The following is a 12996-nucleotide window of genomic DNA, read 5'->3' as shown; positions in this document are numbered from 1 at the left end:
GCCGGACGTGGCCCCATGAGGCTCCGCCGCAGCAACGCCTCGGGCCGGGGCTACCGCCGTGTTGCTGCCGGCAAAGGCTTCAGCTACCGGGACCTGGACGGCTCCACGTTGCCGCCCGGCCCGGTCCGGGACCGGCTGGAAAGCATCGGCATTCCGCCGGCGTGGACCGATGTATGGATTGCCCCGTTCGAGAACGGCCACATCCAGGCAACGGGTGTGGATGCAGTTGGCCGGCGCCAGTACATCTACCACCCGGAATGGCGGGAACGGAAGGACAGGGTGAAGTTCGACCGTTCCCTGCAGCTGGCGGAGTCGCTGCCGGCGGCGCGCCGCAGGGTCACCATGGACCTGCGCAGTGAGGGCTTTTCGCGGGACCGGGTCCTGGCCGGGGCCTTCCGGATGCTGGACAGCGGGTCGCTGCGGGTGGGGTCTGAACGGTACACCAACGAGAACGGCAGCCGCGGGCTCGCCACCCTGCTCTGCGCCCACGTGACGGTGCGCAAGGACCGCATCCTCCTGAGGTTCCCCGCCAAGAGCGGCAAGGACTGGGAGTCGGAGTTCCGCGATGCAGACCTCGCCGTCCTGCTGCGGCTGCTCAAGCGGCGCGGCCCCAATGCCCGGCTCCTGGCGTACAAAGAGGGACGGCAGTGGAAGCCCGTCACCAGTGCCGACATCAACGCCTACGTGAAGGAACGGACCGGATCCGACTTCACGGCCAAGGACTTCCGGACCCTGCGGGGCACGGTTGCGGCCGCTGCCAGCCTGGCCCGCACGGGCGCCCAGCGGACGGCCGCCAAACGCAAGAGGGCCATCGCCCGGGCCATGATGGAAGCGTCCGAGGTGCTGGGGAACACGCCGTCCATCGCCCGCAAGAGCTACGTGGATCCCCGTGTGGTGGACCACTACCACGAGGGCGAAACCATCGATCCCAAACGGCCCGACTCCGCCGAGGCCGAACTCCGGGCCCTCCTGTACCGCGAAGGTGACGTGGTGCCGCTGGCGAAGAGCGGCTGAGGCCTAGAATAGGGGACTGTGCGCTACCTGTTCCGGCGCATTTTCCTCAAATGGCCAGTTCAGAAGGGCTTCCGGTGTCCAACCACAGCGAATCCGCCTCCTCCCGTCCCCTCCGTGTCGCCATTGTGGGCGCGGGGCCGGCCGGTGTCTACGCTGCGGACATCCTCACCAAGTCCAGCGGGGTCAAGGACGGCGACTTCGAGGTCAGCATCGACCTGTTCGAGGCCTACCCGGCGCCCTACGGCCTGATCCGGTATGGCGTTGCGCCGGACCACCCCCGGATCAAGGGCATCGTGAACGCCCTGCACAAGGTCCTGGACCGCGGCGACATCCGGTTCCTGGGGAACGTCACCTACGGCCGGGACCTCACCCTGCACGATTTCCGTGCCTTCTACGATGCCGTGATCTTCTCCACCGGCGCTGTCAAGGACGCGGACCTGGACATCCCCGGCATCGAGCTGAAGGGCTCGTTCGGCGGCGCGGACTTTGTGTCCTGGTACGACGGACACCCGGACGTCCCCCGCGAGTGGCCGCTGGACGCCAAGGAAATCGCGGTGATCGGCAACGGCAACGTGGCCCTGGACGTGGCCCGCATGCTGGTCAAGCACCCCGAGGAGCTGCTGAGCACCGAGATTCCGGACAACGTGTACCAGGGACTCAAGGCCTCGCCGGTCACGGACGTGCACGTGTTCGGCCGCCGGGGCCCGGCCCAGGTAAAGTTCACGCCCCTGGAGCTCCGGGAACTGAGCCACATGAACGACGTGGACATCGTGCTCTACCCCGAGGACTTCGAGTTCGACGAAGCCTCCGATGACGCCATCCGCAGCAACAACCAGATCAAAACCATGGTGAATACGCTCACCAACTGGCTGGTGGAAGAGCACACCGAGTCCGAGAACCCGTCCTCCCGGCGGCTGCACCTGCACTTCCTGCACAGCCCCGTAGAGGTGCTCGATGACGGCGCGGGCAAGGTGGGCGGGATCAAGTTCGAGCGCATGCAGCTCGACGGGACCGGGAATGCCAAGGGCACGGGGGAGTACATCGAGTACCCGGTCCAGGCCGTTTACCGGGCCATCGGCTACCACGGCTCAGCCCTGGACGAACTCGAGTACGACGCCAAGCGGGGCGTCATCCCCAACGAAGGCGGCCGCGTCCTAGACGCTGAAGGCAGCCCGGTACCCGGCATCTACGCCACCGGCTGGATCAAGCGCGGACCGGTTGGCCTGATCGGCCACACCAAGGGCGACGCCCTGGAAACCATCGGTTTCCTGCTCGAGGACCGGCTGACCCTGCCGCCGGCCAAGAACCCTGACCCGCAGGCGATCATCGACCTGCTGGAAGAGCGCGGTATCGAGTACACCACGTGGGAGGGCTGGAACAGGCTCGACGCCCACGAAGCAGGCCTCGGTGCTGCCTGGACCGGACCCGAAGGCCTGGACCACGTGGTCCGCGAACGCATCAAGGTGGTGCCGCGCGAGGAGATGATCCGTATCTCCCGCGGCTAACGGTTCACGCTCTGTATTGGGGTGTTATTCGAGCTTCGCGCCAACACGGTTGACGCGTCCCTGTTTGCGTAACTTTTGCAGGCACCTGGTCCCCGCAACCGCGCCGTTCCGGTGACTGCCGCCTGCCACGGGCGCCAAAAGCAACGCATTTGCGGCCCGCCGTTCAGCTGGCCGAGGGGTACAATGGCCGGGCTGGCAGAACGAATGCCGCGCACCATCATGGGAGTTCGATGACGAACCTGATCCAGCCGGCCGCCGAGCCGCACCAGCGGGCAGCCCTCGCCGGGCATGAGTACCTGGACGGTGCCGCTGCAGGCACCCCGGAGATTCCAGGCCTGCGCAAGCTCATCAAAGAGTCCTGGCAGCGTTCGGCCCGTTTCAAGGCAAACCCGGACAGCCCGGCAGCCCCGCTCGCCATGGACCGGGATGTGCTGGAGGACTACCGCAGCCAGCACCCCCTGGCCGCCATCATGCCTGTCATCAACAAGCTCCTGGTCCAGCCCAGCCACGACAGCGGCCTGCTGGTGGCAGTGGGCGATGAGGTGGGCCGGCTCCTGTGGGTGGACGGGGACCCTGTGCTGCAGCGCCGCGCCGAGGGCATGATGTTCGTCCCGGGCGCCGACTGGTCCGAAGCAACGGTGGGAACAAGTGCCCCTGGAACCGCCCTGGCCCTGGGCCGCGGAATCCAGATCGCCGGGGCCGAGCACTACCAGCGCACCGTCCATCCCTGGAGCTGCACCGCCGTTCCCTTCCACGATCCCGATTCCGGCGCTGTCCTGGGCGTGGTGGACATTACCGGCACGGACATGGCGGTGGCACCCCACACTTTGTCCCTCGTGGAAGCCACCGTCGCGGCGGCACAGGCGCAGCTTCGCGTTGAACGGCTGCAGCTCGCGGCCGAGCTTGCCAGCAGGCCAGCACGACGGCGGCCGGCGGCTACCGCCTCCCGGTCGCCGCGGGCGGGAGTGAAGGAAGGCAGCCTGTACCGCAACAGCCTCCAGCTGCTGGGCCGCGACCAGGCCCTGCTCAGCATTGAAGGCAAAACCGTGGTGCTGTCCGCCCGGCACAGCGAAATCCTCGCCCTGCTGAGCTCGCACCCGGATGGACTGAGCGCCGAGGAACTCAGCGTCCTCCTGTACCCGGGCGAAGGGTCCACCATGACCCTGCGCGCCGAAATGGTCCGGCTGCGCAAGGTCCTTCAGCAGCTCAACCCGGCCGCCGTTCCCGGCTCGCGGCCGTACAGGCTGCCCCTGGACCTGGTGCCGGACAGCGGTCAGGTCCTTAACTGCCTGCAGCGCGGCGCCCACCGGATCGCGCTGGAGATCTACCGCGGCGCCGTGCTGCCTAAGTCCGAGGCTCCCGGCATCATCGATCTTCGGGACAGGGTCTCGTCCCTGATGAGGGAAGCCGTCCTCACGGACGGCAGCGCCGAAACGGTGCTCAAGTACGCTGAGCTGCCGGAGGCGAGGGACGACGTCGGGGTCCGGCGTGCCGCCCTGAAACTGCTGCCTGCCCGCTCGCCCAAGCGTGCCGCCGTCGTCGCCGACCTCGAGCGGCTGGAAGCCGAACTGCGCGCCTGACAACGAGCCCCTGTGACATGAGCCACAGGGTTGCAACCTGACTGCAACCTTCACGCTCCTACGCTGAGTGCAACGGCGCGGCCATAACCCGGCCCCGCCCCATGCACAGCAAAGGAGCTAGCAATGACTGTTTACGCCCAGCCTGGTACCGAGGGTTCGAAGGTCGCGTTCAAGGACCGCTACGAGAACTGGATCGGCGGCGAATGGGTGCCCCCGGTGAAGGGCCAATACTTCGAAAACATCACCCCGGTCACGGGCAAGGCCTTCTGTGAGGTTGCCCGCGGAACAGCGGAGGACATCGAACTTGCGCTGGACGCCGCACACAAGGTTGCACCGTCCTGGGGCAAGACGTCCGTGGCCGAGCGTGCCGCGATCCTGAACAAGATCGCCGACCGCATCGACGAGAACCTGGAAATGCTGGCCGTCGCCGAGTCGTGGGACAACGGCAAGCCCATCCGCGAAACCCTCAACGCGGACATTCCGCTGGCCGCGGACCACTTCCGCTACTTCGCCTCGGCCGTCCGCGCCCAGGAGGGCCGGCTCTCCCAGCTCGACGACGACACCACCGCCTACCACTTCCACGAGCCGCTCGGCGTCGTCGGCCAGATCATCCCGTGGAACTTCCCCATCCTGATGGCCGTCTGGAAGCTTGCTCCCGCGCTCGCCGCCGGCAACGCAGTGGTGCTCAAGCCCGCCGAGCAGACGCCGTCATCCATCCTGGTCCTGATGGAACTCATCGGCGACCTGCTGCCCGCCGGCGTGGTGAACGTGGTCAACGGCTTCGGTGTTGAAGCCGGCAAGCCGTTGGCCTCCAGCCCCCGCATCCGCAAGATCGCCTTCACGGGTGAGACCACCACCGGCAGGCTGATCAGCCAGTACGCCAGCCAGAACCTCATCCCCGTCACCCTCGAACTGGGCGGCAAGAGCCCCAACATCTTCTTCAATGACGTGGCGCAGGACAACGACGCGTTCTACGACAAGGCCCAGGAGGGCTTCGCGCTGTTCGCCTTCAACCAGGGCGAGGTCTGCACCTGCCCATCCCGCGCCCTGGTCCAGGAAGACATCTACGAGTCCTTCATGGCCGACGCCGTGGCCCGGGTGGAAAAGATGATCCAGGGCAACCCGCTGGACACCGAAACGCAGGTGGGCGCACAAGCCTCCAACGACCAGCTGGAAAAGATCCTCTCCTACATCGACATCGGCAAGCAGGAAGGCGCCAAGGTCCTGACCGGCGGCGCCCGTGCAGAGCTGCCGGGAGACCTCGCCGGAGGATTCTACGTCCAGCCCACGGTGTTCGAAGGGCACAACAAGATGCGGATCTTCCAGGAGGAGATCTTCGGCCCGGTGGTCGCCGTGACGAGGTTCAGCGACTACGCCGATGCCATGGGCATCGCGAACGACACCCTCTACGGCCTCGGCGCCGGCGTCTGGTCCCGCAACGGCAATGTAGCCTACCGCGCCGGCCGCGAAATCCAGGCCGGCCGCGTCTGGGTCAACAACTACCACGCCTACCCGGCGGGCGCCGCGTTCGGCGGCTACAAGTCCTCAGGCATCGGGCGCGAGAACCACGCCATGATGCTGGACCACTACCAGCAGACCAAGAACCTGCTGGTCAGCTACAACGAAAACAAGCTCGGCTTCTTCTAAAACGCCTTATCCGCTACACCGACGCAAGGATTTCGCCAATGACGACGACAATGCAAGCAGCAGTAGTAACTGAATTCGGCAAGGACCTGCAGGTCCAGGACATCGCAGTTCCTTCCCCGGGGCCAGGGGAAGCCCTGGTCAAGGTCCTCACCACCGGGGTCTGCCACACTGACCTCCACGCGGCCGAGGGCGACTGGCCCGTGAAACCCTCGCCGCCCTTCGTCCCCGGACACGAGGGGGTTGGGGAAGTGGTGGCCCTGGGCGAGGGTGTCACCGATCTGGCGGTCGGGGACCTGGTGGGCAACGCCTGGCTGTGGTCCGCCTGCGGGGACTGCCAATACTGCCGCACCGGCTGGGAAACCCTGTGCGAGGCACAGAAGAACGGCGGCTACAGCGTAGACGGCTCGTTCGGCGAATACATGCTCGTGGATACCCGCTTCGCCGCCCGCATACCGGCGGGATCCGACCCCGTCGAGGTGGCGCCGGTGCTCTGCGCCGGCGTCACCGTCTACAAGGGCCTGAAGATGACCGAAGCAAGGCCGGGACAGTGGGTCACCATTTCCGGCATCGGCGGCCTCGGGCACATTGCAGTGCAGTACGCCGTTGCCATGGGCCTCCGCGTCGCTGCGGTGGACATCGCGGACGACAAGCTGGCCCTTGCGAAAGCCCATGGGGCCGAGGTGACGGTCAACGCCCTGCACGAGGATCCCGCGGAAGTCATCCAGCGCGAAACCGGAGGATGCCATGGAGTTCTGGTCACCGCCGTGCATCCCTCGGCCTTCGGGCAGGCGATCGGCATGGCACGCAGGGGCGGCACGATTGTGTTCAACGGGCTGCCGCCGGGCGACTTCCCCGCGCCGATCTTCGAGATTGTGCTCAAGGGACTGACGGTCCGCGGCTCCATCGTGGGGACCCGCCAGGACCTGGAGGAGGCGCTGGATTTCTACGCCCAGGGCAAGATCCACCCCACGGTGTCCGTCCGGGAACTCTCGGAGGTGAACGACGTCCTGGACGAAATGAAGCACGCAAAGATCGACGGCCGCGTGGTCCTGAGGTTCTGATGCCGCTGGACAAGCTCGACGCCGGAGTGACGCTGCCCGGGGAAGACTTCTCCCGGGTGGCGCTCACCCTGGCGGCCGTGCAGCTGCTGCGGAAGCTGTGGCTCCAGCACGGCCCGCTCATGTTCCACCAGTCCGGCGGGTGCTGCGACGGGTCCGCACCCATGTGCTATCCCGCAGGCGAGTTCATCACGGGCAGCTCCGACGTCCTGCTGGGCCTGTTTGACCTGTCCGACGGGCTGGAGCCACAGCCGCTGGAGTTCTGGATGTCGCGGGAGCAGTTCAGCTACTGGAGCCACACGCACCTGACGGTGGACGTGGTGCCGGGCCGGGGGAGCGGCTTTTCGGTCGAGGCACCGGAAGGAAAAAGGTTCCTGATCCGGTCCGCCCTGATGGACTGGCCTGCCTAGGCCCGTTCGACCAACTACCACTTGGGACCCTTCATCTGAAGGGTCCCAAGTGCTTTGCCGGAATAAAGTTCGGCAGAGTAACCGTCTCACCATTCGGGACAATTGGGCCCGTCCAGTGGATGGACACTACCGTTAATAGGTCTGTTTCCATCCGAAACCAAGATTGTGATCCCCCAATGAACCTTCTCCGGACCAAATCCATCGAGCAGTCGATCGCTGACGCCGATGAGCCCGGGCGCAAGCTGAAGCGCTCCCTCAGTACCTGGGACCTGATGATCATGGGCGTCGCGGTTGCTGTCGGCGCCGGCATCTTCTCCGTTGGCGCCAAGGCTGCGGCCAACTTCTCCGGTCCCGCAGTGACCCTGTCCTTCGCCATCGCCGCCGTCACCTGCGCGCTGGCCATCATGTGCTACGCCGAGTTCGCCACCGCCATCCCCGTGGCAGGTTCCGCGTACGTCTTCACGTATGCCACCATGGGCGAACTGCTGGCCTGGATCATCGGCTGGAACCTGATCCTGGAGCTTTTCACCGCCGCTGCCGTGATCGCCAAGTACTGGGGCATCTACCTCAGCAAGGTATTCGCCCTCATGGGCGCCGATATCCCGCCGGCGATCTCCCTGGGCGGGGTCGACCTCTACTGGGGTGCCTTCCTGATCGTTGCCGTCTTTACCGTGCTGCTGGTCCTGGGCACCAAGCTGTCGGCCCGCGTAGGCAACATCTTCACCCTGATCAAGATCGGCGTCGTCCTCTTTGTCATCGTGGTGGGCTTCACCTACGTGAAGTTCGAAAACTACGCCCCGTTCATCCCGGCCGCCCAGCCGACCGGCGGCGACGGTGGCGCCGACGTCCTGAAGCAGTCGTTCTTCGGCTTCCTCACCGGTGCCGCCCCTGCCCAGTACGGCACCCTCGGCATCTTCGCCGGCGCCGCTCTGGTCTTCTTTGCCTTCATCGGTTTTGACGTTGTGGCCACCTCCGCGGAAGAAGTAAAGAACCCGCAGAAGACCCTGCCGCGCGGCATCTTCGGCGGCCTGGCCCTGGTAACCCTGCTCTACATCCTGGTATCCCTGGCCCTCACCGGCATGGTGTCCTACACGCAGCTGGCCGAGGCCGAGAACCCCACCCTCACCACCGCCTTCGAAGCGGTAGGGGACACCTCGGCGGCCAAGATCATTGCCTTCGGCTCCCTGGTGGGCCTGACCACCGTGATCATGGTGCTCCTCATGGGCCTTTCCCGCGTGGTGCTGGCCATGAGCCGCGACGGGCTCCTTCCCCGCGCACTGTCCAAGACCAGCCAGAAGCGTTCGACGCCGGTACGCCTCCAGATCATCTGCGGGGCCGCCGTCGCCACGGTGGCCGGCCTGACCAAGGTGGACCTGCTGGAAGAAATGATCAACATCGGGACGCTGTCCGCCTTCGTGGTGGTAAGCCTGGGCATCCTGGTGCTCCGCAAGAAGCGTCCGGACCTGAAGCCGGCCTTCCGGGTACCGTTCGGCAAGGTCCTGCCCATCGTGTCCGCCGTGCTGTGCCTCTACCTGATGACCAACCTCGCAGTGGAGACCTGGATCTTCTTTGCTGTCTGGCTGGTCATCGGCATGGCGATCTACTTCTCCTACGGCCAGCGCCACTCCCGCCTCAACGAGCGCTTCGGCGACGCCAGCACGGCCGTCAACGGACCGGCTGCTGACAAAGCGCGCGAAGGCGAGGACGAGCTCACCCGCGCTTGACGCCCCTCTAAATGCCCGCCCTGGCCTGGCCAGGGCGGGCATTTGCATGTCCGGCTTCTAGGATGGATCACATGGCCCGTCCCACACGATCCGAACGCAAGGCAGAGCTCCTGGCTGCGATCCTGGATTACCTGATGGACAAAACGCTTGCCGAGCTCACCTTCCGGAGCCTCGCTGAGGGCCTGGGGATGAGCGCCTATGTGCTGGTGTACCACTTTGGCAGCCGGGACCAGCTGATCAACGACATTGTCGTTTCGATCGAGTCCCGGCTGGACCGGATGCGCAACACCGATGTGCGCGACATCGACCGCGCCGCCTGGCGGGACTTCCTGCTGGACTCCTGGCAGTGGACCATGGCCCAGCGGAATCGGCACCTGACCCGCCTGGAATTCGAAGCGACGGCGCAGGACATCGTGGCTGCAGAACCGAGGGGGACGTCGCAGGAGCACTTCCGGATGCTCCACCATAAAACCCGGGACTGGCTCATGGTGCAGGGAATTCCGGAGGAGTTTGCCGATACTGACGCGCGGCTCTTCACGTCCACCTTCTACGGGCTGCAGTTCGACTTCGTGGTCATGAATGAGCCGGAAGCGGCCACCAAAGCCTTCGAGCTGATGCTGGCGGTTTTCTTCAACAACCTGGAGACGCGCCTCGCTGCCGGCGGCGGGCAGGGCTGATCCGCGCCACCACGTGCACGAACAGATCCAGCTGGGAAAGACGGGGCACCGCCCGGCTGCAGCCTCATCCGGGAAGGAGGCTCCGCTCAAGGGGCAGAATGCCGGCTGACCCAGTCAACTAACGGCCGCAGGTCCTCCCACAGACCGGCGATGTGCTGGACTGCGGCAGGGGTGGCCAGCCAGTCCGGCCGGCCAAGGTTGACGCTGGCTGAAAGGGATTTGTGCTTCAGGAGTTCGGCCCGCGGATGCTCCCGCGCATACCCCCGCGGCACCGTCTTCAGCTTCTCCCCCTCCACGGCAAAGCCGGCCGCGGCAACAGCCTCCACAATCTGCCGGAGGGACTCGCCGGTGCCGGACGCGTCCACCGAATTCCGGTACCGGGCCAGCTGTGCCGGCGTATGCGAGTGGTATCCGCCGCCCACCAGCAGGCCCCCGGCACTTAACTGCAGGTAGTAGCCAACCCCCTCCTGGACGGATGCCACCGCGCCTTGGGCGGTCTTATAGGGAGACTTGTCCTCGGAGAACCGGATGTCCCTGTTCGGTCGGAAGAGCTTCGCCGGCCCAAACCGGGGTTCCAGCCCTGCGAGTAATGACGAGAGCGGTTCCTTGACCAGGGACTGGTAACTGTCCTTGTGTTCCTGCCACCACTCCCGGTTGTTGTTGTCCTGAAGCTCCTCGTAGAACCCGAAGGCGCCGGCAGGTATGCCCTGGAAAGTTGTCATGAAGCGATCCTAGGGACCCTCCGCGGGGATGGACACGGCCGCCGACCCGTATGTGCAAAAAGTAGGGCACCCCGCCACGGAAACCGTGACGGGGTGCCCTCAAAGCAGTGAAGCCGGCAGAAGCGGGATCAGCCGATCTTGTTGGCAGCCTCAGCATCGGAGGACGGAGCTGACGGGGCGGCCGCGGTACCGAGGTTGGCGCGCAGCTTGGCGCCGAGTTCGGCGTCAATGTTGGTCCAGTACTGGATGGCGCGTTCCTTGATATCGGAGCGCTTGACGCCGCCCACGGCACCGGTGATGGTCTCGAGGAAGCGGGCCTTGGCGGCTTCGTCGTAGACCTCGCGGTACAGGGTGCCGGCCTGGACGAAGTCGCTGTCCTCGGCGTGGAGGGAGTGCGCAGCGAGGGTCAGCTCGCCGTCGTTCTCCCAGCCGCCGGCCGGGTTCTGCGGCTCAAGGGCAGCCGGGCCACCGAAGGTGTTCGGGGCGTAGACCGGCACGGACGGAGCGTTGAAGTGGTAACGTCCGGCGCCGTCCTGGCTGTAGTTGTTGACCTGGTTCTTGGGCTGGTTCACCGGGATCTGGGCGTGGTTGGTGCCCACGCGGTAGCGGTGGGCGTCGGCGTAGGAGAAGATGCGGGCCTGCAGCATCTTGTCCGGGGAAGCGGCGATGCCGGGCACGAAGTTCGAGGGCGCGAAGGTGGCCTGCTCGATCTGCGCGAAGTAGTTCTCCGGGTTCCGGTTCAGCTCCATGGTGCCCACCTTGATCAGCGGGTAGTCGCCGTGCGGCCACACCTTGGTCAGGTCGAACGCGTTGAAGCGGTAGGTCTTGGCGTCCTCGTACGGCATGACCTGGACGTGCAGGTCCCAGGACGGGAAGTTGCCGGCTTCGATGTTCTCGGAGAGGTCGCGGATGTAGAAGTCCGCGTCCGAGCCGGCCAGCTGTTCGGCCTGCTCGCTGCTCATGGAGTTCACGCCCTGGTTGGACTTGAAGTGGTACTTGACCCAGAACCGCTCGCCTTCGGCATTGATCCACTGGTAGGTGTGCGAGCCGTAGCCCTGCATTTCGCGCCAGGAAGCGGGCAGGCCGCGGTCGCCCATGAGCCAGGTGACCTGGTGGGCGGACTCGGGGGACAGGGTCCAGAAGTCCCACTGCATGTCGGCGTCGCGCAGGTGCGTGCCCGGCAGGCGCTTCTGGGAGTGGATGAAGTCGGGGAACTTGATGCCGTCGCGGATGAAGAACACCGGGGTGTTGTTGCCCACGAGGTCGTAGTTGCCCTCGGAAGTGTAGAACTTCACGGCAAAGCCGCGGGGATCGCGCCAGGTGTCCGGGGAGCCGCTTTCGCCGGCCACGGAGGAGAAGCGGATCAGCATTTCGGTTTCGACGCCGGGCTGGAGGAAGGCTGCCTTGGTGTACCTGGACACGTCCTCGGTGGCCGTGAACGTACCGAATGCGCCGCCGCCTTTGGCGTGCACTACGCGCTCCGGCACCCGCTCGCGGTTGAACTGGGCGAGCTTTTCCACCAGGTAGTGGTCAGTCAGGATGATGGCACCGTCGGCACCAACTGACTTGGAGTGCGCGTCGGACGTGACGGGGGCACCTGACTGGGTTGTTGAAATGGCAGTCATTGTTCTCCTATTTCTCTTATTTCTGTGTTTCTTCAGAGGGACGATTGGAAGGAAGTTGTTGGGACTGCTGGCAGTCCTGGCAGATGCCCTGGTACATGACATCGGCGATCTGGATGGTCATCGGCTTGGCGTTTTCATCCCAGTGGGGGGTGAGGCAGGGGGCGTGGCCCACTGCACAGTCCACGTCCTCCACCCGGCCGCAGCTGATGCAGATGGCGTGGTGGTGGTTATCCCCCACCCGCGTCTCGTACAGGGCGGGGGAGTGTGGCGGCTCAAACCTGCGGAGCATGTGAAGGTCCGTCAGGTCGCCCAGCACCACATACACGGACTGGGCCGTCAGTTCCGGAAGTTCGGCGCGGGCGGCGCTCAGGATGCTTTCGGCGGGGGAGTGGGGGTGGCGTTCGACGGCGGCCAGGACCGCCAGCCGCTGTTTGGTCACCCTGCGTCCGTGGGCACGCAGGGCGGCAGCCCATGCGTCCTGGCCGTCAAAGTGTTCCGTCATGCCACCATTCAAGCACTTATTATGAGCATCTCACAATAAGGCTCGGCTAACACGTTGTGAACGGGAAGAAACCGTGCCGCCGCTAGGGTTGCAGGGTAGGGAAGCTGCTGGCTGATATCACGCCGCTCCGGCCCGGACCCACCCAGGGCCGGCGGCGCGCAGGCCATCAACCAACCGGCCCGCAGCGCCATCCTGCCCATGCTGTTTACAGGCTGCCCTGCCGCCGTCAGGGAGTCCGGGCAGGCCCGGAGTCCGCTCCGTCGTCGAAGGCTTCCGCTTCCTCGGCACGCGGCCTAACCTCCGGACGACCTTCGTCATCGACCTGGTCGCCACGGTCCTGGCCCAGCCGCGGGCGCTGATGCCAGCCATCGGTGCCGTCATGATCGGCGGCGGCGAAGCGACCGTAGGCGTCCTGCATCGTGGTGGTGACCAGGGCCCCCGGATCGGCGGCCTGCCGCCAGCCGGGCTTCCGCAGGTACGACGCGCGGAACCCGGTCCCCTAGACAGCCGTTTCCATAGTGAGTAAGGAGGA

Annotated in this window: 11 protein-coding genes and 1 pseudogene; 9 read left to right on the top strand and 3 right to left on the bottom strand. The window is 65.7% G+C overall.

All coding sequences use genetic code 11. The features are described 5' to 3' along the window. Positions 1-15 precede the first annotated feature (15 nt). The 8 genes from Q9R30_RS07305 to Q9R30_RS07270 all read left to right on the top strand — a co-directional run bounded on the left by Q9R30_RS07305 (position 16) and on the right by Q9R30_RS07270 (position 9615). Positions 16-1014, top strand: a complete 999-nt coding sequence (locus Q9R30_RS07305) for a DNA topoisomerase IB (protein ID WP_311217182.1) — start codon at positions 16-18, stop codon at positions 1012-1014. Between the two features lie 50 nt (positions 1015-1064). Continuing rightward, positions 1065-2519 (top strand): FAD-dependent oxidoreductase, encoded by a 1455-nt coding sequence (locus tag Q9R30_RS07300; protein WP_396136699.1) that lies wholly within the window; start codon positions 1065-1067, stop codon positions 2517-2519. A gap of 230 nt (positions 2520-2749) precedes the next feature. Further along, complete coding sequence (locus Q9R30_RS07295) at positions 2750-4099, top strand: GAF domain-containing protein (protein ID WP_311217181.1); 1350 nt, start codon at positions 2750-2752, stop codon at positions 4097-4099. Positions 4100-4222: 123 nt separating this feature from the next. Further along, positions 4223-5746 carry an aldehyde dehydrogenase family protein gene (locus Q9R30_RS07290; protein ID WP_311217180.1) on the top strand — a complete coding sequence of 508 codons (1524 nt, stop codon included), beginning with the start codon at positions 4223-4225 and terminating at the stop codon, positions 5744-5746. A 38-nt stretch (positions 5747-5784) separates the two neighbouring features. Beyond that, positions 5785-6807, top strand: a complete 1023-nt coding sequence (gene adhP, locus Q9R30_RS07285; RefSeq protein WP_199775261.1) for an alcohol dehydrogenase AdhP — start codon at positions 5785-5787, stop codon at positions 6805-6807. Next, positions 6807-7214, top strand: coding sequence for a DUF779 domain-containing protein (locus tag Q9R30_RS07280; RefSeq protein WP_311217179.1), 408 nt, complete (start codon positions 6807-6809; stop codon positions 7212-7214). The genes adhP and Q9R30_RS07280 overlap by 1 nt, the downstream gene beginning before the upstream one ends. Positions 7215-7390: 176 nt before the next feature. Further along, positions 7391-8938 carry an amino acid permease gene (locus Q9R30_RS07275; RefSeq protein ID WP_104998711.1) on the top strand — a complete coding sequence of 516 codons (1548 nt, stop codon included), beginning with the start codon at positions 7391-7393 and terminating at the stop codon, positions 8936-8938. Positions 8939-9009: 71 nt separating this feature from the next. Continuing rightward, positions 9010-9615, top strand: coding sequence for a TetR/AcrR family transcriptional regulator (locus Q9R30_RS07270; RefSeq protein ID WP_104998710.1), 606 nt, complete (start codon positions 9010-9012; stop codon positions 9613-9615). A gap of 86 nt (positions 9616-9701) precedes the next feature. Here the strand turns inward: Q9R30_RS07270 and Q9R30_RS07265 are convergent, their stop codons facing one another. The 3 genes from Q9R30_RS07265 to Q9R30_RS07255 all read right to left on the bottom strand — a co-directional run bounded on the left by Q9R30_RS07265 (position 9702) and on the right by Q9R30_RS07255 (position 12464). Next, positions 9702-10337, bottom strand: coding sequence for a DUF2461 domain-containing protein (locus tag Q9R30_RS07265; protein WP_104998709.1), 636 nt, complete (start codon positions 10335-10337; stop codon positions 9702-9704). A 128-nt stretch (positions 10338-10465) separates the two neighbouring features. Beyond that, a complete protein-coding gene (locus tag Q9R30_RS07260) occupies positions 10466-11962 on the bottom strand; it encodes a catalase (RefSeq protein WP_311217178.1) in 1497 nt (498 codons plus the stop codon). Positions 11963-11978: 16 nt separating this feature from the next. Beyond that, a complete protein-coding gene (locus Q9R30_RS07255) occupies positions 11979-12464 on the bottom strand; it encodes a Fur family transcriptional regulator (RefSeq protein WP_104998707.1) in 486 nt (161 codons plus the stop codon). A gap of 217 nt (positions 12465-12681) precedes the next feature. Between Q9R30_RS07255 and Q9R30_RS07250 the strand changes: the two are divergent. Next, positions 12682-12948: pseudogene (locus tag Q9R30_RS07250) on the top strand (MFS transporter); the annotation flags it as partial. Positions 12949-12996 lie beyond the last annotated feature (48 nt).

This window comes from Arthrobacter sp. AB6, assembly GCF_031844545.1.
Lineage (GTDB): Bacteria > Actinomycetota > Actinomycetes > Actinomycetales > Micrococcaceae > Arthrobacter.
The sequence above is the reverse complement of the archived record's forward strand: the minus strand, read 5'-3'. Positions and strand labels throughout refer to the sequence as shown.

Excerpts from the sequence above, each read along its gene's own strand:
- Q9R30_RS07255 (WP_104998707.1), bottom strand. The coding sequence starts at position 12,464 with ATGACGGAACACTTTGACGGCCAGGACGCATGGGCTGCCGCCCTGCGT.
- Q9R30_RS07265 (WP_104998709.1), bottom strand. The coding sequence starts at position 10,337 with ATGACAACTTTCCAGGGCATACCTGCCGGCGCCTTCGGGTTCTACGAG.
- Q9R30_RS07305 (WP_311217182.1), top strand. The coding sequence starts at position 16 with ATGAGGCTCCGCCGCAGCAACGCCTCGGGCCGGGGCTACCGCCGTGTT.
- Q9R30_RS07300 (WP_396136699.1), top strand. The coding sequence starts at position 1,065 with ATGGCCAGTTCAGAAGGGCTTCCGGTGTCCAACCACAGCGAATCCGCC.
- adhP (WP_199775261.1), top strand. The coding sequence starts at position 5,785 with ATGACGACGACAATGCAAGCAGCAGTAGTAACTGAATTCGGCAAGGAC.
- Q9R30_RS07275 (WP_104998711.1), top strand. The coding sequence starts at position 7,391 with ATGAACCTTCTCCGGACCAAATCCATCGAGCAGTCGATCGCTGACGCC.
- Q9R30_RS07280 (WP_311217179.1), top strand. The coding sequence starts at position 6,807 with ATGCCGCTGGACAAGCTCGACGCCGGAGTGACGCTGCCCGGGGAAGAC.
- Q9R30_RS07260 (WP_311217178.1), bottom strand. The coding sequence starts at position 11,962 with ATGACTGCCATTTCAACAACCCAGTCAGGTGCCCCCGTCACGTCCGAC.
- Q9R30_RS07295 (WP_311217181.1), top strand. The coding sequence starts at position 2,750 with ATGACGAACCTGATCCAGCCGGCCGCCGAGCCGCACCAGCGGGCAGCC.
- Q9R30_RS07290 (WP_311217180.1), top strand. The coding sequence starts at position 4,223 with ATGACTGTTTACGCCCAGCCTGGTACCGAGGGTTCGAAGGTCGCGTTC.
- Q9R30_RS07270 (WP_104998710.1), top strand. The coding sequence starts at position 9,010 with ATGGCCCGTCCCACACGATCCGAACGCAAGGCAGAGCTCCTGGCTGCG.